This is a genomic window from Acinetobacter shaoyimingii (assembly GCF_011578045.1).
Taxonomy (GTDB): Bacteria; Pseudomonadota; Gammaproteobacteria; order Pseudomonadales; family Moraxellaceae; genus Acinetobacter; species Acinetobacter shaoyimingii.
In genome coordinates this window covers 639727-659537 of sequence record NZ_CP049801.1, presented here as the reverse complement: position 1 = coordinate 659537, position 19811 = coordinate 639727, and the positions used below count along the sequence as shown (strand labels likewise).

Here is a 19811-nt window from a genome sequence, read left to right as displayed (position 1 = left end):
TTGGTGTAAAAAAATAATTATTAGAAAAAAGCGGAACCGCTTAAATTTAAATATTAGAGTGGGAAATAATCGCAAAAGCTCTGCGAGCCACTACTTCTTTAGCTAATTGATCTTTAAATATAGGGAAATCTTCAATGTGCACAGTTTTGTCCACACTTGTAAAGATGTTCAACTCTTATCTTCACGTTGTGAGCTCACTCCTGCAACCAATTAAATCTTTAGAATAAATGTGAGAACCACACTCACATTTATTCTTTCATTATTAACTTTATATGTTAAATAAGACTAAATTATTTTCTTAATATTTCGTGAATTCACAACAATTTGATTTGTAATAGAAATGTTTAACAGTGAAAGTTATCACTATTATTTAATTGGAAGTAATTGATCATACCTAACATAATTTTGTGTCAGTTAATCTTCTAATATACTCAATGCCCAGTTCGACAACATACTAGCTCCTCCTAAAAGCAAGTTTGCTTTTCATAAACCTACCACGGATTCTTTGTTGTGAGTCCATAGCTTTTCATATCATGGATCTGGTAGATACTTTGACACAAAAAATGACTTATAACGGTCTATTTTAGATTAGTGAAGTATATTCAACTTCAATTAAAAATTCCCCAGATTATTCAAAAACTTCAAATTTAAATTCTTGATCTTTATCATGAATATATTTAAGTCTAGCAATCGAAACATCAACTATTCTTTTATATCCTGCTGCATAAGCAACGTGATTATTTGGTATTTGATCTGAGGATTCCATCAATATACATTTTCGATTTGCACCATTCATTTTATTTAATTCATAAATGGCATGTGCTGTAGTCGCTGAACCTGCAAAAAAATCTAAAACCAATGCATTCTCTTCAGACATGGCATCAATAATTTTTTTAATAAATTCAATTGGTTTCGGCGTATCAAATATCTTTTGACCAAAAATACTTGTGATCTCATTAGTTGCTCTTTCAGTATAAAGAGAAGGATCATTCCATATAGTTCGAATCTTTTTCCTTTTTTGACCACTCTCTTTTCCAGCATAGTTTTTAACGTAAATTACGCCATTTTTACTTGAATATAATTGCCATACACGCTCTCTCGTAGTTGTCTCTCCCCACAACCATCTACGATCAATTCCTTTTGAATCCTTTGGTAAAACTTTTTCCCACCCTTCACAAGGGTCAACGGAGACTTCACCCGTCTCAAGATTTGCATAAAGTGGAAAAGCCATCAAAGGGCGGTCGCTTTTAAGGCTACCTTCACCTTTTTTTCTAAACAATCCATCTATACGATACTTCCCATAAGCATCTGCTTTATCATAAATTGTATCTTCATCAGACTCTCCTCTTAGAGCCACCTTATTTGACTTACCATATACAAGTAAATACTCATGAGTAGATGCTAAATTCTTTGTACTCCCTCTTCCATTTTTTGAACGGCAAACAACAATATTACCAATAAAATTTTTTTCGCCAAAAATTCTATCCATTAAAATTTTTAAATATGGAAATTCATAATCATCAATACTAATTGCAATAACTCCGCTTTCTTTTAGCAATTCACGAGCTATCACTAATCGAGGAAGCATAAATTGCATCCATGCTTCATGGGATCCTAACAAACCAGTTTCAGGAGATTTTCTATTGTCAGCATAGATAAAATTTGAACATGTATTGTAAGGTGGGTCGATATAACACAAGTCAACAATACCTGGCTCTGTCATCAATAATTTTTTTAATGACGTTAAATTATCCCCAGAGAAAAGAGCTACATCATTAACACTCCAATCGACTGAAAAAAAAGAATTATTTTCACTACGATCAAATGTAAAATCACAAGTTCCGTCATTAGAAAACTCTTGTTGTAACTTGCAGATTTTTGATTCAATTACTGATAGCATGCTGGCTCCTACTTAGATCAACATTATAACTGAGCCTGCTTAAGAGAAGGAATGCAATGAGATTAAATGCTGAGAATTTAACTACACAAGAACAACTTAAAGAGTTTGATCAATGGCTTACAGCCAAGCTAGATAAAATTAAAGATTCAGATAAATTTAACTCGGAAATTACATCTCTTTGCAACTGCATTTCAACGCTAGCTCCTTATCTAAGTATGTTCTCCGAACCAGCTACATGCTCCATCAATAACCTCATCAACGCAGTGAAAAACGCTAGTTTTGAAATGATTTCTAGAACTGATTTTGGTAATGATGAAAATACTATTTGTAATTTTTATTACTCTTTTTTTAACCTCCTCTTCTTAACGAGTGGAGCTACTGATAACAACTTAAAGAATCATTTTTTAATAAAGCTGCATGAGGATGATATTGCAGCACAAATACCTAAGCGTGGCGCGATAAAGAAACAAATATTATTTAGACTCTCGGATATTCCATCTACAACAAAATCTGATTATATTTCACGTACTCTAGCAAGCTGTTATGTAGGCACACAATATCCTGAAGCTGTTAAAACAGAACCATTTTTTGATTTAGAAGTTTACTTTAGAATTTTTCTAGAAGAGTACACAAAACTGATCCTCGAGGATGAGGAGGATTTATTACAATTTTGGGCGATATGTCATTCATTTGTTCAATTATCTAACAGCCCTAATGGGCTTAATCTAGGTAAATATTTATTAAATTCCTGTACTATTTTTAAAGTTAGAGGAAGTGTATCTGCTTCAGGTGGACATGTCACTGAAACGATTCTAAGAGAAAAGCTATCCAAAATTGGTCTAAGGGCAGATATTGATTTTAATACTACTGATGTAAAAATTGGTGATGATGAAGTCATTGAAGATGGAAAAAGAAAAAAGAAAACGCGTGCTTATGATTTTGTCATCCCATATCAAATTGATAACTGGGAACCTAAGCCAAAACTTTTTATTCAATCACAGTTCTATGCTGGAGACTCTGGTAGTGTCTCCCACAAAGTTGTTGATCAGACTCAAAGTTCAAGAGCATTTACCTTAACCAAATATCCAAATGCAAAATTTGTTGAATACCTAGATGGTGCTGGGTACTATGCTGCTCTTCGAGGGGATCTAGAACACATGTTATCCTTTTCTAGTACGGAATCCTTCTTTCAAGTAAAAAGTATATTAATTCGTCTCAGACGAGAATTTCAAAAGATCGACTTTCTTACAGCTATTGAAATTCAGCATGCCATCCTTACTAGCTCCCCCCTTTCTAACGAAGATCTTATAACATCATTGCAAAATGATGGTTACTCATCTATAGAAATAGAAAGAGCCATTAAAAGTAGTTTAGAAAATGGTCTAGTTACAGTTAATGATAAAAATGTGTTTGCTATACCTTCTCAGCACATACAAGTTGCTCGTAGAATATTAATCTTGGATGTCGCTTGTAATCACTCTTCAAAACTATCTACTCAAGACAAATCTAGCCAAAAATACCTTATCACTCCTGGATATGGAGCACATTTTGGTATTAAAGAATCTGAGTTATCTAGTATATGTTGTAGTATTTGTAAGGCATTGAATATTACGCCGACAGACTTTATTACAGATATTGAGTGGTTATTAGATGAGGGAGTCTTAAAACGTTATTAAAGTAGCGTATCTCTGCATTCAATATAATCCTATGAAAGATATTAATCTAAGGTATTAGATATTAATAAAATATTTAAAAACACCTCAAGATTAGCTAATCTATCAACTTAGGACAAATAAGTTTGCTTACGACAGATAATACTGAAAAAATTCATAAAGTTTAGTTGGTTGGGGATTTATGTATTTAAATTATCGATATGAAGAAATTGGTGATGACAATTTTGAGAAATTAGTTGTCCAAATTTGCAAAAAATTATTCGGAATTGGCGTTCAAGGTTTTGCACCTGGGAAAGACGGTGGCAGAGATGCAAAATTTCACGGCAAAGCCGCTCTATTCCCAAGTACTGCATGCCCATGGGAAGGCATAACTGTAATCCAAGCAAAGTTTACAGCAGGATACAATACTTCATTTAGCGATCCAGATTTCTTTAAAGAAGGTGTAGAATCATGCACAATTTATAAAGAATTAGATAAAGTCAAAAAACTATTTGAACGTGGTGAACTACAGAACTACATGCTTTTTGCCAACCGAAAGCTAGGTGGAATTGCAGAGGAAAAAATTAGAGTCCTAATAAATACCCATACAGGAATTCCTTACGAAAACATTTTTTTAGCAGGAATCGAATATATAGAGAGCTGCTTAGAAGATTTTTCTGATATCCCAGACAAAGTTGATTTAAAACCATCAAATTTCCCAATCAACATTAATCCATCTGCTTTGAGTGAGTTTATTCAACATCTACACCAAGGATGTGAAGAACTAAGTAAGGAATTAGCAGGAAAAATTCCAGAAGACCATCCTACAAAAAGAACAACTTTTAAGAAGAAGAATGAACTAAATAATTTTTCAGAGGCTACATCAAATTATTTACTAGGTAAGTATTTAAGCTATACCTCTGTAATTGATAAATTTTTACAGAACCCAGCTAATAATGAAATTAGGGAAATGTATACCAATTTAGTTGAAGACTTCCAAGTTAAAGTACTCGCAAAAATTGCTCAGTACGAACGCTTTGATGACCTATACAACTTACTTTTAGATATCATTAAAAGCAGAAGCAAATTTTTACGCCAAAAAGAAGCACAGTCTTTAACTCATATTGTAGTATTTTATATGTATTGGAATTGTGATATCGGATTGGTTGAATCATGAGCTATGTATTACCAACTAAACACACAAACCCAGACCAAACTGCAATTTATGCAGCTACTTTAATGCTTAAATATTTAGCAAAGAATAGAATTTGTAACTTTAATGAGTTGAAATCTTTTATAGAGAAAAACATTGAAGGCGGCGAATTTTTATTCATACCAGCACTTAGCATTTTGTTTTTATTAGGTAAAATTAAATACCATATCAAAACAGACTCAATTGAGTTCATTGATTCATGAAATTATCTAAATTATACAGTAATCAACAACAGTATTTTGATGACATCCACTTTAATAGTGGATTGAATGTTGTCTTAGCTGAAATTCGACTATCAACAAATACTGAAAAAGATACTCATAATTTAGGGAAATCGACACTTAGGGATCTGATCAATTTTTGTTTAGTTTCAAAAAAAGATAAAGACTTCTTCTTGTTTGCTAACGAACAGTTCGCATCTTTTATTTTTTTCCTTGAAATTGAGTTACAAACTGGAACGTTTCTTACAATTCGAAGAAGTGTAAAAAATGGCTCAAAATTCAGTTTTAAACAGCATAAAGAAAAGTTTCAAGACTATAAAAATATTCCCGATGATCAATGGGATCATTTTGAAGTTGGATATGATAAATCGAAGCATTTATTAGATAGTTATTTAAACTTAACAGAAATTTCCCCTTATTCTTTCAGGAAAGTGATTGGATATTTATTAAGAAGTCAAAATGATTTTGATGACCCATTTGACCTAGGTTTTAAAGGGGCACATTCTCAATGGAAACCATTATTAGCTAAAATCTTAGGTTTAGACTCTCAAGCAATTGAGCAGTCGTATGAGATTGAATCTGAATTAGAAGATCTTAAAGATAAGAAGAAAAAAATCTTACCTACTGTTGAAGCAAAAAATATATCTGAAATTGAAGGTTTAATTGCAATTAAAAATCAGACCCTAAAGATTAAAGAGGATCAATTGAAATCTCTAGACTTTAGTTCTGTTGATCAAATTACTACTGACAATTTAGTGAAGCAATTTGGAAAAGATATCCGTAAGATCAATAATGATCTTTACTATCAAAAAGCTAATTTAGACCAAATCAATATTTCATTGTCTGATTCAAAAATCAAATTTAATGTGAAAGAAACTCAACAGCTTTTTCAGGATATTGGCATTATTTTTAATGATCAAGTTGTTAAAGATTACAATCAATTAATTGAATTTCATAATGATATTTTGAAAGAACGACGTTCTTTTTTATTAAAAGAAAAAACTCGACTTGAGCAGGAAATTAATGATCTATCTAACTCATTAAAAGACTTAAATATTAAACGCTCTGAAAGCTTAGAGCTATTAAACTCTAATGATATTTTAGACAAATATAAAGTTCTTGCTAATGAAATTGCTACCATTAAAAGTAACATTTCTTATCTTCAAGATCAAAGTTTAGTATTTCAGGAAGCCAAAGAAATACAAAACTCGATTCGTATAAAAGAAGCAGATTATGAAAAAGTAGTAGCAACAATAGAAAATAGTATTGAATCAAATACAGCTTCAAATTCTGAATCAGTATTTGCAAATATTCGTCTAAATTTCAGCCACTTAGTTAACTCGGTAATTTCAGAACCTGCTATGCTCTCTGTGAATCTTAATAATGAAAACCATGTTAGTTTCTCTGCTAGCCTTCTAGATTCTACTGGAAACAAGACAAGCGCAGATAAAGGTAATTCTTATAAAAAGCTGTTATGTATTGCCTTTGATTTAGCAATGTTAAAGGCTTATCAAAATAAAAATTTCCCTCATTTTGTTTTTCATGATGGAGTTTTCGAGACTTTAGATGACAGAAAAAAAGAAAATTTGCTGAAAGAAATCTATTCGCTCGGGAATGAAGGAATTCAACAAATCATTACTATGATTCAAGCAGATATACCAAATGACTATGAAGAAGTTAGTGAATGGATTACTGACTCTGAAATTATAGTTCGCCTTCATGATGATGGGAAGCAAGGTAGACTATTTAAAATGCAAACTTGGTAATACTGAGGTAATGATTATGCAAAATGATTTAGATTTATTTTATCAAGATATAAAAAATGGTGACCAATCTGATTTAGAACATGTTTTTGTTAAAAACAATAATATTTACTTTCATGCTACTTATCTTGAAAATTTAGATAGCATTTTACAAGATGGTTTTAAGCCTAGTCCTAAATTCCAATGTTGTTACTTTGGAAAATCATTCCACATATGTAGAAGTTATTTTAATAGTGTTCAGCATATTATTTTTGCTGTGGATCTAAGTGATTATTTAAATAATGAAAATGAATTTTCTGAAGCTAATAATTTTGAAATTAGAGTTTCAAAAGATGTTAGGCCAGAAAGTATAATTGGTTATATAAAATTCTGATTATTTCGAATAAGCATTAAACCCTAAAAAAATAAGGGAATTTCCCTCCCCTTATTTTATGGATCGAACTTAATTCACCGCCCTCACACTGCCCTGTAATCCCTTCTGCATATCCTGCACAAAATCCTCACCTTGATTCGACTTAACTTTTACTTTAGCTCTCGTCATTGTTAAAGGCTGTGCTTGTTCTACTTCAGTCTCTTGATTTTCATCGCTATAAAACTCCTCCACCAAATCCAAACCCTCCTCGGTATTCACTTCAAACTGAGCATTGGCAATACATTCTCTCGCCATTTGATCTAATGCGGTTTGATTAAAACCTATCGCTTTGCTTTGCTGATCAATGTCTTGTGCCATTTGAATGGCATGTTGCAGATTGACACCATCCCTCAAAGTTAAATCTACATAGTACACAGGGGTACGATAACTTTGTGTGGTTGACTTGCCTCTTAACGTCAATTGAAGTGGTAGGCATGACAGTAAGCCATTGGATGCTGCATGGTAATAACTCAACCGGGCAGCCAAAGTGCGGATACTGTTAAAGCCTGTGGTTCTAAAAATAAATGTACCGAGTTCATCCGACTCATCTAAGTTCACATGCAATCGTCCAAACGGTTTACAGTTGCCCCCTTGTGCCAATGGACATAAATCAGGCGATGGACACGGATGTTGTTCGACACCTTGATGAGTCAATCTTTGACAAGTTTCTCCATTACCGACACAGACAGGTCGTCCTGTCTGACGATCAAATAAAGTGTACTCAGCTCTTAGATTCAGTTCAGGATCATCAAAGATCATCCGTACTGGAATGGTTCTGAGCTTTTGATTTGGAGCTTTAGCTCGTAGTTGTTCATCCAGTGGATGTTTGATCCATCCCTCCTTACCTTGGATTTGACTGGTAATGGTAAATTGGTCATCCTTTTCAGGTAGACGCTTACCGTTCTTTTCAACCACTTTACCAATACTAATTCGTCCAAGGATCGGTGGTGTTATCGCTAAACCTTTGATCATGATATTTGTCCTATATGTAAAATTTTACTAACGACCCTTTGTTATGTAAGCAAATACAAAACTGTTTAAAGATCATATAAGTGCGCAAAGACTGCCATTTGGGTTCACCGCACCTTCGGGTGTTGGTGAATCGGGGCGGTTTTTTGCGCTTTTTGACAGAATGGATAGATCGACCTTTTTGTTTTATTCGTCATCGCTATAAATCTGAAAACGTCGAGTACCGATTTTGTTTTGTGGGAATTGATTGATGAGTTCAGGATGAAGTTTAAGGACAGCCTTCGTATCTAAGCCTATCGAATCTTTCGCTCGTTTCCACGTGACTGAACCCATGGCAAAAGTGGCTCGTTCCGCATCCTTCATCAGCATTTGGATTTGATGCTTGGTTTCATCAAATCTATTTTGATGGGCTTCGATGTGATGTTTCTCTTGGATCAGCTGTGTGAACAATTGATTAGCATGTTCATTTTGACTGAGGTCTTCTACAGTTAAGGGAATGTGTTGAGGATAGAGTTGCTGTATGGCTTTGGCTGCCGATTCACTGGCATCCGCATCAGGCGGTATATCTTTTTCTACGCACTCCCAAAAGTAGCGTTCAGCATTGACGATATGTTGAATCACGGATTCACTACGAACCACTTTATAGATACGTGTTTCGTGACCACAGATCAGTACACAGATATGTGCTGCCTTTTTACCCGTGACTGCTAATTGATGTTGCACCTGACACAGTACATATAAAGGCACCCCATCTCGCCATAACTTTGCGCCATATTCTCCTGCGGTTTTACATTCTAAAATCTGAACTTCATCACTGCCTACCACGGAGTAATCTAAGTTTGCCAACATAAAGTACTTATCCGCTTCGGGATGTTGCAGTACTGCATTGATACGACGGACTTTGTTGTTGGTATGCATGCTGTAGTATTCAGCGACCAAAGGTTCAAGCTGTTTACCCCAATATAAAGGCGCATGACCTGAACTTTCATCTTCAATGGATTGTTTAACTCGTCCTGTCTTGATCATCCATAGTTCAAGCATCGACATATAGGGATTAAGCCCACAGGCTGCTGCACAATCGCTACTGCCGATGCCTTGGCGACGGACTTCAAGCCATTCTGCCTGAGTCATATTTTTGGTATTGACCAATCTTTTTGCAGTGAAGAGTTTGGGGGCAATAAATGGGGTACTTGCTTGTTGAATTGTAGGATCTAATATTGCTGTATTCATGTTGAATTCCTGATATTTAACTGTGGGATTTATTGATGATTTGATTGAGAGCGGAGTAAGCTTCTTGATTGGTAATAGGATTAAGAAGACAAATTTCGGGCATAAAAAAACCACAGCCGAAGCTATGGTTTTAATAATTTTTAAAATTTAATATTCCCTTTAAAAATGCACAGATGGGTCTAACTTTCCATTAGTGAAAAGTGTAGTTTTGAACTAAGTGAGCATACTAAGTGCCTGTTCCAATCCACGTTGCTTGATCGATGCACCTGCACCAAACCACGCTGAATCGAGTCGGTGATCGGTGCTCATGGCACGACGTTCGTGGTCTATAAATTCTGTGATTGAACACAGCAATCCATAGGCTGTTCCTTTGGCAGAACTCAGCTCCGCACCACGCCCTTGACCATTAAACATTTCCATAGCTCGACTCATAGCTTTGCCATTTGGTTCAGCTTTGTCTTTGCCATTGGCTTGGGCTTGAGTCGCCACATCACGGTAGAATTGAATGATGTTGTCCTCTTGATCTAGTACGTTGTTCATGGTGCTGTTATTGAACACGGCATCAAAGTAAGCTGAGGCTTCCATTTGACTGACTTTACGTTGTGTTAGTTGTTTCATTTCATACATATGTTCATCCCATGCACGTACTGAAATGCCGAGTTGTTGTTTAACTTTTTCAGCATCGAACTTGGTACTGTGCGGAACTTTGACCACACCTGCACTGCTGTTCTGACCTTTTAGTGCAATGGCTAAAGTGTTGTTACATACGACACGGATCGATGTGAATTGTGCGGTGGTGGCAAGGGTTCCGTCACATGCTGTGGCTAAGAGCATATAGCCATTACTGACATCTTTTCCTTTTAACATGGAGCTTTGTCCAGTCCGTGCCAATGCCCAGAATTTCTTGCCACCTTTGAGTACGCCTGCGGTTTCTAGTTCAAAACCTGATTGCTCGGTAAGGTCACGATAAAATTCTAAAATCTCTCTGGGTTGGACTTCCTGAAAGCGTTGACTGACGACGGACAGTGGTGCATGAGTATCAGAACGATACAAAACTCGTTGTTCTTCATAAGGCATGATAATGCTTTGCCCTCGTTCATTTTGAGCCATATAACTGACATTGGATGATTCGATCCGCCAGTCCATACCTGCTTGTTGTGCCCAGACTTCTATCGGTTGGTTTTGGGTGAGTTGGTTGCCGAGCCCATGCCAAGGGGTTTCCCCGACATACGCCATTTGTTCTAATTGATGTGCCATGATGGTATTCCTTTTAATGTACTTCAACCTGCATGAAGCAAGCTTGATGGGAATTTCTGAGTACAGCTTTGGCAATAACACAAAGACTGCTGTGGCAGTGTGGGTTGCTCAGTGACAGCATTGATCAGCCCACCGATTACTGTGCCTGCTACGCCACCAACCAATGGAGGCAAGTTAAAAGACTTTGCCACTGTCGCACCAAGTGCGCCTAAGGTTGCAGGAGACACTACTTGTGCAAGGGCTGTACTAGACTGCTGATTCATTTCAATCACTACGATTTCTGCTGATTGGCAAAAGGGGCATTTCAAGCTCATCGCCAAACTCCTCATTCAGATAATAAAAAAGGCCTACACGAATGTAGACCTTGTTTCCATGTGCCCTGAAAAGAGCTTCATGATTCTCATGAGGATGTTATGTATCTGAAATTATTTAGAATCATTACTAGAGAACTCTATTCTTCTACGGTTTTTAGAATTAAACTGCCCTGTACCAAAACTACGCATATTGGTTGAATCCTTCACCCTCGGATGTTGTTGTTCTTTTTCTTCATTGACGAGATAAGGGACAATATAGTTAAGAAAGTTATAGACTTCATTCGCATTATTACGATGAATCATACCTACTCCCAATGTCCCCATTGCTTCAAATTTAGCCTTATAATCTGAATGATTACAGTTAAAAATATAACCACACCCATGAGTAATCTGCTCCCAGCACTGACCTACCCACTCCCCTAATGCATAATCTCTGTGATGTTCATTTCCATCGTACATAAGCAATAAATGGCAGTGATAACCTTTAGTTATCCCATGCTCTAAAGCCCATGCATAACCATATAAATGACTAAAGCAAGTGTCCTGATCTGCAATTCGACGAAGCATTATGTCTAAGGCTAGATTAAATGCCTGAATGTTATATAAGGCTTGATATTCTTTCTTGATAGACAAATCCACTCGAACAACCAGTGTTCTCGCATAATGATGAATAAGTGTATATGTATAGTCGAATAGGCTTTGCTGATTCTTTAATTCACGTTGTTGATAGTTCATCAATTGTTGTTGTATACAACCAGATAATGACTGGATGTAAGTCAAAATATGCCAAACAATCATCTCATCAAAATTGGTGATAGAGCCATAATTTCCCTGTGGCATCAGACTTAAGGTGTAATCAATGATCTTCACAACCTCAATAAATATCAGTACTGAATTACAATAGGAAAAATCTGCATTGTAGATTGGCTTAAACGACGGAACTAATTTTTGTAGGTCTATCATCAGGTTTTGATGATATAAATCATAACTACCTAAGCAAACCTCTTGAATGAAATGATCTACTGCTGCCAGCACTTCTGCTTCATGGTAAAGCTGATCGTATTGAATATTCTGGTACATTTGGTTTCTCTTGACATGTTAAGGTTCATATCTAAGAGATAGATGTAAATTTATACTGATCATGATTCTCTAACAGGATGTTGTGATCATCCTGCTTAGCTGAATATGTTTATAGACTTTGGAACATACTATAGGGTTAGTTCTGAATATTTTAACACTATGTCATTGATACATGGTCTATAGCCCATTTGAGTATGGGCTATACCATGTTAGGTGAATCATACATCTACTCAGTTATATAAGGTTTTGTTTCTAATTAATATATTACTCTTTAGTTAATAATATATATTACCTGTTAAGCGAGTTCCTACGATCTAACGATTGCACCATAAGACCATACAACGATAACAACCAAAATATGGTAATGGTGCAGAAGCTAAAGTTACGCCAGACTTTGTTTTTTAGAAAGACTTCCTCTAAACACCCTATATATTCGTTTTCCTTTAGCTTGCATCTCTGGATCGCCCCTAGATTGCTCCTCCGAAATCATCGCTATAGCTTTAAGGTAAAGCTGCAGCTCAAACGGACAATAATAAAATTCAGACAGTACAATATAAGAGATAGCATGCTCACAAATGAGCTTTTTCATATTTTGATTATTTTTACCAACCTCTAAAAATCGAGAGTTCAATTTTTTATGTGACCAAGCAACAGGCAACTGAACTGTTTCAAATCTAATCGCATCTGTTCCTTTAAATTGATAAATATCTTTATCTCTAATTTTACTGAAATAAATATTCTCCCAGTAATAACTAATATCCTCAATCCATTCTTCTGCTTCAATGCCAATATCAGGCACAATAAACATAATTCTGAAACATAAACGATTATTTTCTGCTAAATCCCAAAAACCCATATATCCCGAAATCTGAGCGAGCTGTCTGTACCCCCTTATCGAATTCATAAAGTCTTTTTTTAGATTGATGAAAGTAATATCTTTTAATTTCTGCTGACCGTGAACAAGGAATTCAATGACAAAAATAAAGCTTTTAGCACTCAAACTCATTACTTCATTAAAATAATCACAATATTCATGATATTTTTTAACAGCCTTATTTTCATCGTTTTTTCTTTTTGTGAATTCATCATGTCCTCTAAACCTATATAAAAACTCATTTAGATATGCAACATTTTCAACTGAAATTTCGCTGAATTTTGAAGAAAAGAAACTTGCTGGCAATAGCTTAAACTCAACAGGCTTATTCCTCTGATTCAAAGTTGGTTGCAGTTTTTCGCACAGACTCTCTAATTTTTCATTTTTTATATGTAGATCGAGAACATCGTAAAATAACTCAACTCGGGGCGTCGACTCAAATAAATTTACTTTTCTACTCTCCCCATCAATGTTCATATACTTCGTATTTTTCAAACCAAAATCATAAGTCAAAAACTCGAAAGGATAAAATTTATACGCATAAATTGGGGGATAAAACTTATTCCAAGTCACTATAAAATACTGTCCTTTAATTTTATCCAACGATCTAATGAACAATATTAATTCCAGCAAAATCCTCAGATCGAGCTCTTGTCTTCGCTCAAGTAGTCCATTTCGAGTCAGGTCCTGATCGAGACTTATAAATATATTTTTAATTATTTTATCAGAGAAAGAAACCAAACCCATTGAATTACCTTTGTTTTATACTTAAATTAAGATTGAATTTGTAGAATATAATACCTAAGTATAAGCTTAAAAAACCTATATTTATAAATACAGTGATAATGTATTCAGAATAAAATTTCACTCAACAACTCAGGCTGGGTTCTTAACTCATGGATAATAGTTTCAGCGATATACCCACCGCTATACGGCATTTTATAACCAAATTTTTCCATCTCTTTAGATGGATATTTTGCCTTAACGATCTGATTTAAGTTTTTAATTTCCTGATGTAATTTTTCGATTTTTTTAACCATTGATGCAGGTGGGGTTTTTCTTCTGACAATTTTTCGTTCATCATTCTCTACCACTGTCTCCGATGGATTACTTTGCTCTAAATCCTTTAACTTTACTTGCTTAATTGCAAGTTCAGACTCTAGCCATTGAACATCGTAGACCTCAAAGGCTTTGACTAAATCATCAAGAATAAAATTAATAGCCTGATTCAAGTTACTCCATTTACCATTCTGAGCCACATTCTCCTTTAAAATACGATATAGAATTTCTCTCCTTGGATATAAATGTCTTTCATAGCGTGCTTTAACTGCCAGAATTCCCTTTGCACTTCGAGCTAGTTTTTTATTTTGTATAAAATCAATTGCACCTAAAGTACCCACATACAAAATTAAAAGATCAGAATATTGTCTTTTAAAAAGGTGAGTAGACATACCATCCACACTCAGCCTTAACTTATTAATCTTTATTAAAAGCTCAGAAATTTGAGACGGATTAAAAGGAACTGAAACAACCTCCCCCATCATTTCAGCAAAAGCAATCCTCTCCTCATTGAATGTGAAATCATTCTGTTGCATTCTTTTTATGAGTTTTTCTGCATCTGCTGTAAACAATGAATTTTCAGCTTTAATTGACTCATTGACCAAATCACACTGATAGTAATAGCAAAAATTTAACCACACATCGTGTTCAAACAAATCCAAGTCTAATATTTTTATAGAAACCATAAATCATTAAAATACAATAATTTGAATAGCATAATACTAATGTATTTTTAAACAGAAGTATTACTCTAATTTTATAATTATTTTGAACCTAAACTGAATCCATCGAGATAGCAGTTAGATTCCACCCATGAATATCGCTTTAAAAATTTCCACATCCGACTACTTATTTATGAGGTATCGCTCTATGACAGTAGAGCTGATGACCGTCATCGCAGACTATTATCCTCACCTTAGTAAAGCTGAAGCATTAAGAAAGGCAAATAATCAAGATTACCCCTTCTCTGTATTTAAAATAGATCAAAGTAAACGTGCACCCTTTCTAGTACACGTTAAAGATCTGGCAGATGTTCTAGACAAAAAGTATTCCGAAGCTTCCAAAGATTATGCTACGTTTCATCAATGAGGCGTAGCACCTCTTCAAACTGTATAACATCTCTTCTTGCCTTCACTGATACATATCGCTGTAAACTACTCCAGGAATCATGCAAACTCACTTTCTGAATTTCAGGAATAGTCATACTTTGTTCAGCTAATCGTGTACAGCCTTCATGTCTCAAATCATGAAATCGTAAATCTTCAATCCCCAACATTTTGCAGGCTTCTCTAAATTCTTTACCCAAACTCTTGGGATTCAAAGGCAATAATAAATTTTCATCATGCCCAAGCTTTAGCATCCGCTCTCGAACATCTGGAAGCATTAATCTCTTAATAATTTCCTTACAAGGGTCAAGAACTTCAAACAATTTATGGTTGCCTTTTGAACCATTTGGGTTCTTTAAATCATGCACTTTCCATGTGGAATGATGCCGATCATAATCACGTAAAAAAAGTCTCGTTAACTCAGCTTCGCGTCTACATGAAAAAATAGCAAACCACATAATCAAATGCATTGGATACTTAGAACCGTAACGATTTAACTTCCAGCGTTCTGAGAAATACTTCGTCAAAGCAATCAATTCTTCTCTTGACGGCAATCTATCCCTTTTTTGACTAGAGGATATTTGACGTGTTTTTCTTAACTGAGCTGTAGCCTTATCAAATCCATTTAAATCAATATCCATTTCCCACATTACAGCTGCATGAGAAAGTACACCACGAATGTGTAAGAGTTCATGTTGTTGAGTACTACTTGAGATAGGTTCGAGCTTAAGATATGGGAGTCCTGCCCTTCTCAACGCAACATGCTCAGCTAAATGTACTGATTTTATTTTTGTGATAATATTGCGCGCGATTGGCAGCTTCTTGATTAAGAGCAGAGAATAGTGTTTCGTTCTTCCGTATTCACTCCCGACTTCATCCAAATATTTATCTATAGCATCGGATAAGGTGAGATCAATCAGCTTTTCCTTGCCAAGCAAAATATCTGGATTTTCTTGGATTTCGACTTCTCTCTTCTTAAGCCAATTCTCAGCCATCTTTTTTGAATGAAATGTTTTACTTTCAGAAAAAGTAGGAAAGCCCTTTCGATTTATTCGAATTGCAGCACGATAGTTAACTTTACCATCTGCCCCCTTCCTTGCTGTAATTGACCCCATAATTTACACCAAAAGATATTTTTTTCATTATGGTGTAAAATTTGGTGTAAATGCAAATTGATTAACCCACCTAAATATAGATTCAAACAGATTCTCGCAGATTGCAGAATATAGATTAAAGGTATGATTTTTAATGACTATCAACAAAAACATTGAAAACACTCAATCTCCGAGAATCAGCGTTGCACCGATGATGGATTGGACAACGCGCGACTACCGTTTTTTTGCCCGCTTATTTAATCCAAATGTCATTCTCTATACCGAAATGGTGACCACTGGCGCCATTATTCATGGCGGTGCAAATCGACATTTGGACTACAACAACGAAGAACATCCGATCGTGTTACAACTGGGTGGTTCAAATCCTAAAGACTTAGCCACTTGTAGCAAAATGGCACAAGATTGGGGCTATGACGAAGTCAACTTAAATGTTGGCTGTCCAAGTGATCGCGTACAAAACAATAAAATTGGCGCATGCTTGATGGCAGAACCCGATTTGGTCGCTGAATGTATTAGCGAGATGCGTCATGCTGTGGATATTCCAGTCACCGTAAAACACCGCATTGGCATTGATGACATGCAATCTTATGAAGAGATGCTGCATTTTGTCGATACTGTGGCAAAAACAGGTTGCAACAATTTTATCGTACATGCCCGAATTGCATTGCTCCAAGGTTTGTCCCCTAAAGAAAACCGTGATGTGCCACCCCTCCGTTATGAAGATGTATATCGTCTCAAACAAGAACGACCAAATTTATTGATTGAGATGAATGGTGGTATTAAAACTTTTGCGGAAACTCAAGAACATTTAAAACATGTCGATGGTGTGATGATTGGTCGTGAGGCTTATCATAATCCGTATTTGTTGGCTGAACTGGGTCAACTTTGGAATTTAGAAGCACCGAATCGTTTTGATATTATGGATCAGATGATGCCGTATATTGCGAAACGTATGCAAGAAGGCGCGCCACTGTCGATTATCACACGTCATATTTTGGGCTTATTCCAAAACTTACCCGGTGCACGTAAATGGCGTCAGGCGTTGAGTGGTGGTAATGCCAAAACCTTCTCAGATGTTGAAAATGCCATTAGCAATATTAAAGACGCGATGCAACGCACAGAAGATTATTTAAGAGAAAGTCAGCTTAAAGCCAGTTTAGAACAAACAGATTAAATTTAACTAAATCAATAAAGCCCTAAATTTTGGGGCTTTTTTTTATGTATACGCTAAGAAATCTCTAAAATCATACCGACATATCATGACGAATATTGCTCGACTGCTACACAAGTACAATCGCATCCGTTATTCACAAAAAGAATCATTTCTAAGCTCAATCAGACTTATCTCTAATTCATATAAGTTTATAATTAAAATTCAATAAGGAAAAATGAAGAGACTACTTTGAAAAATAATCTATTGCTTATCTCTGTGATATGTTCTGTTGCTGGTTTAACGGCATGTGAGACAACAAAACAAAATCAAGAAGAATTAAAACCACGTATTGGTATGCCCAATCCAGCGAGCGCTTATTGTGTTGAACAAGGTGGTACGCTCAGTATTAAAAAAGATGCTGATGGAGGTGAACGTGGTATTTGTACACTTGCCAATGGTCAACAAGTCGATGAATGGGACTTTTTCCGTAAAGCAAATGGGAAATGATTTAAATCAATCCACGCACTCATTCAAATCAATATTTGCTTGTTGGTCGTTGACAATTTGCTCGCATATTTAAGATTTCTGTAAATTTTAAAGCCCCTATTTTGGGGGCTTTTTATTGAGTTGAAACAATTTAATAATATAAATTGGGAATAAAATAATATGAACTGCTTTCATTGTTATTGTTTTTTCATTGCCTACGCCACCATTATATCGACAACATCTTCGATAATCTTTCAAAAGCAAAACAACGCACTTATTTAAAGCCAATGAACTATGAACAATGGATTTACTTTAACTTAGTAACATTTACCAATGCCCCGTAGTCAGGGGTGTTGGTACTTTTATTTTGAAAGAGCGGCTTTATGAGCGAGCAAATCTAATTTCTTCAAAACTTCCGAAACAGCCACCATTGCAAAGCTCGATGTAACAACCACGGCTGAACCATAGCCACCACAGCGCAAGCCTGCGCTTGGACAAACTTCCGCACTGGAAAATGGGTTATCAATTGAATATACACACGTAATCCCAAACTTCTCTTTTGGCTTTTTACAGATACCTTTTGAACGTAACTGAGTTCGTAATTTTGCCAGCATCGGATCTTGTTCAGTTTTAGATAAATCTGCCACTCGAATTTTTAAAGGATCTAATTTTCCACCTGCCCCACCAGATACAATCAAAGGAATCTTATTAAAACGGCAATGCAACATCAGTGCGAATTTTGCTTTTACATCATCAATGCAATCTAAAATAAGATCTGGACGAGGTTCTAAAATTTCAGCGACATTGTCTGGTGTTAAATAATCATCAATTAAATTGATTTTAATTCGAGGATTAATCTGACGACAACGTTCAGCCATCACCTCAATTTTTTCATGACCTAAAGTTGAGGTCATCGCAGGTAATTGACGGTTAATATTAGAGGCAGCAACCACATCCATATCCACCAAAGTCAGCTCACCTATACCTGATCGTGCCAAAGCTTCAACCGCCCAAGAGCCGACACCACCAATTCCGATCACCATCACATGGCTTTTTTCATAATAATTAAACGAGTCTTCCCCATAAATTTTAGCTACACCTGCGAAACGGCGGTCATATTCATCATCTTGGAGAAGTTCGGTCATTGCTTAACATCTAAATCGAAAACAGAATGGTTATTTTAACAAATTCAGATCATCAAAGGATGATTAATCGATGCTTTAAAATCAGGGAATGGGTATAGACAGTGGTTTCCCTTTTTCCAACATGAAAGTCTTTACATCATTTATGTGTTGCTGATCTGAAACAGTAGAATAGTGATATTGCATCTCCCATTTATAAGGTTTCTTATAACGAATATTGAGTACTAAATTTTCTTCATCGTGGCATTTTCCTTCACCGCTCTTTTTATAATCTTCTTCAGAGAAGCATGCTCGAATCATGCGATAGACCGAAAATGGAATATTTTGAAATATCAATTTTGGTTTTTGTTGAGGAATCAATTCAAAGAAATCTGCAACCTCCTCATGCATCCCACCACCCGAATAGGTTTCATAAAAGCGTTGGATCATTGCAATCGCATAATTTTTTTCAGTAATTGGAAATAAGGCTGGATATATAAATTTTTTATCTGGTGGGTTAACTTCTTCATCCACTGTCCAATTGGTACTGACTTTCTTGGGCGTATAGCTTGAAAAATCCCACTGATTTAAAACTTTATAGCTTTGCTTGTATTGTTCAAGTTGATACAGTTTTAAATTGGAAATTAAATAGTATTGATTTGCATGTTGAGGAACTTGATATAAAGCCCAAGTGGGTTTATCACGACATTGATCTGGAATTAAATTGCATAAAACTGTGCGTTTTTTCGTGGTCATTTCTTGTTTTTTAAATGTTAATGCTTGTGGCACAGCCCAGACTAAACTAGGCAAACATAATATTAAACTGATCAGCGGAATTTTTATTTTCATGTGTTATGGTTATCCGTACTTATTTTTTTATTTTACA

19 protein-coding genes are annotated in these 19811 nt (G+C 35.4%); 8 read left to right on the top strand and 11 right to left on the bottom strand.

What is annotated here, in order from left to right; all coding sequences use genetic code 11:
- Positions 1-628 precede the first annotated feature (628 nt).
- Positions 629-1900: a site-specific DNA-methyltransferase gene (locus G8E00_RS03030; RefSeq protein WP_166221896.1), complete on the bottom strand. Its 1272-nt coding sequence runs from the start codon at positions 1898-1900 to the stop codon at positions 629-631.
- Positions 1901-1956: 56 nt separating this feature from the next.
- Between G8E00_RS03030 and G8E00_RS03025 the strand changes: the two genes are divergently transcribed.
- The 5 genes from G8E00_RS03025 (at position 1957) to G8E00_RS03005 (ending at position 7122) form a co-directional block, all read left to right on the top strand.
- On the top strand, positions 1957-3576 hold the full coding sequence (locus tag G8E00_RS03025) for a hypothetical protein (RefSeq protein ID WP_166221893.1): 1620 nt from the start codon (positions 1957-1959) through the stop codon (positions 3574-3576).
- 178 nt (positions 3577-3754) lie between these two features.
- The gene (locus tag G8E00_RS03020) at positions 3755-4729 is read left to right on the top strand and encodes an ABC-three component system protein (protein WP_166221891.1); all 975 of its coding nucleotides are present in this window, start codon (positions 3755-3757) and stop codon (positions 4727-4729) included.
- Positions 4726-4968, top strand: coding sequence for an ABC-three component system middle component 8 (locus tag G8E00_RS03015; protein WP_067869457.1), 243 nt, complete (start codon positions 4726-4728; stop codon positions 4966-4968). Before G8E00_RS03020 ends, G8E00_RS03015 begins: the two co-directional genes overlap by 4 nt.
- Positions 4965-6752 (top strand): DUF2326 domain-containing protein, encoded by a 1788-nt coding sequence (locus G8E00_RS03010; protein WP_166221889.1) that lies wholly within the window; start codon positions 4965-4967, stop codon positions 6750-6752. The genes G8E00_RS03015 and G8E00_RS03010 overlap by 4 nt, the downstream gene beginning before the upstream one ends.
- A gap of 16 nt (positions 6753-6768) precedes the next feature.
- Positions 6769-7122 (top strand): hypothetical protein, encoded by a 354-nt coding sequence (locus G8E00_RS03005; RefSeq protein WP_166221887.1) that lies wholly within the window; start codon positions 6769-6771, stop codon positions 7120-7122.
- A 69-nt stretch (positions 7123-7191) separates the two neighbouring features.
- Here the strand turns inward: G8E00_RS03005 and G8E00_RS03000 are convergent, their stop codons facing one another.
- From G8E00_RS03000 to G8E00_RS02970, 7 genes are all read right to left on the bottom strand, one after another.
- Positions 7192-8133 (bottom strand): recombination directionality factor, encoded by a 942-nt coding sequence (locus tag G8E00_RS03000; protein WP_166221885.1) that lies wholly within the window; start codon positions 8131-8133, stop codon positions 7192-7194.
- 183 nt (positions 8134-8316) lie between these two features.
- Positions 8317-9360, bottom strand: a complete 1044-nt coding sequence (locus G8E00_RS02995; protein ID WP_166221883.1) for a YqaJ viral recombinase family nuclease — start codon at positions 9358-9360, stop codon at positions 8317-8319.
- Between the two features lie 213 nt (positions 9361-9573).
- Entirely contained in the window at positions 9574-10617 is a 1044-nt protein-coding gene (locus tag G8E00_RS02990) for a DUF932 domain-containing protein (protein WP_166221881.1), read from the bottom strand.
- Between the two features lie 23 nt (positions 10618-10640).
- Entirely contained in the window at positions 10641-10931 is a 291-nt protein-coding gene (locus G8E00_RS02985; protein WP_166221879.1) for a hypothetical protein, read from the bottom strand.
- A gap of 111 nt (positions 10932-11042) precedes the next feature.
- Positions 11043-12011: a YagK/YfjJ domain-containing protein gene (locus G8E00_RS02980; protein ID WP_166221877.1), complete on the bottom strand. Its 969-nt coding sequence runs from the start codon at positions 12009-12011 to the stop codon at positions 11043-11045.
- Between the two features lie 382 nt (positions 12012-12393).
- A complete protein-coding gene (locus G8E00_RS02975; protein ID WP_166221875.1) occupies positions 12394-13632 on the bottom strand; it encodes a hypothetical protein in 1239 nt (412 codons plus the stop codon).
- 104 nt (positions 13633-13736) lie between these two features.
- Complete coding sequence (locus tag G8E00_RS02970; protein WP_166221873.1) at positions 13737-14630, bottom strand: hypothetical protein; 894 nt, start codon at positions 14628-14630, stop codon at positions 13737-13739.
- A 127-nt stretch (positions 14631-14757) separates the two neighbouring features.
- Between G8E00_RS02970 and G8E00_RS02965 the strand changes: the two genes are divergently transcribed.
- Positions 14758-15033 (top strand): pyocin activator PrtN family protein, encoded by a 276-nt coding sequence (locus tag G8E00_RS02965; protein ID WP_166221871.1) that lies wholly within the window; start codon positions 14758-14760, stop codon positions 15031-15033.
- Here G8E00_RS02965 and G8E00_RS02960 read toward each other — a convergent pair.
- Positions 15017-16165, bottom strand: a complete 1149-nt coding sequence (locus G8E00_RS02960; protein ID WP_166221869.1) for a site-specific integrase — start codon at positions 16163-16165, stop codon at positions 15017-15019. The genes G8E00_RS02965 and G8E00_RS02960 overlap by 17 nt on opposite strands.
- 133 nt (positions 16166-16298) lie before the next feature.
- Here G8E00_RS02960 and dusA point away from each other — a divergent pair, with 133 nt between their 5' ends.
- Both dusA and G8E00_RS16365 read left to right on the top strand, forming a co-directional pair.
- A complete protein-coding gene (gene dusA, locus G8E00_RS02955; protein ID WP_406741446.1) occupies positions 16299-17339 on the top strand; it encodes a tRNA dihydrouridine(20/20a) synthase DusA in 1041 nt (346 codons plus the stop codon).
- A 228-nt stretch (positions 17340-17567) separates the two neighbouring features.
- Positions 17568-17825: a putative hemolysin gene (locus G8E00_RS16365; protein WP_166221867.1), complete on the top strand. Its 258-nt coding sequence runs from the start codon at positions 17568-17570 to the stop codon at positions 17823-17825.
- 341 nt (positions 17826-18166) lie between these two features.
- On the opposite strand, the gene G8E00_RS02945 is transcribed toward G8E00_RS16365, so the two are convergent.
- Both G8E00_RS02945 and G8E00_RS02940 read right to left on the bottom strand, forming a co-directional pair.
- Complete coding sequence (locus G8E00_RS02945) at positions 18167-18949, bottom strand: tRNA threonylcarbamoyladenosine dehydratase (RefSeq protein WP_166221865.1); 783 nt, start codon at positions 18947-18949, stop codon at positions 18167-18169.
- Between the two features lie 81 nt (positions 18950-19030).
- Positions 19031-19774, bottom strand: coding sequence for a hypothetical protein (locus tag G8E00_RS02940; protein WP_166221863.1), 744 nt, complete (start codon positions 19772-19774; stop codon positions 19031-19033).
- Between the last annotated feature and the right edge of the window lie 37 nt (positions 19775-19811).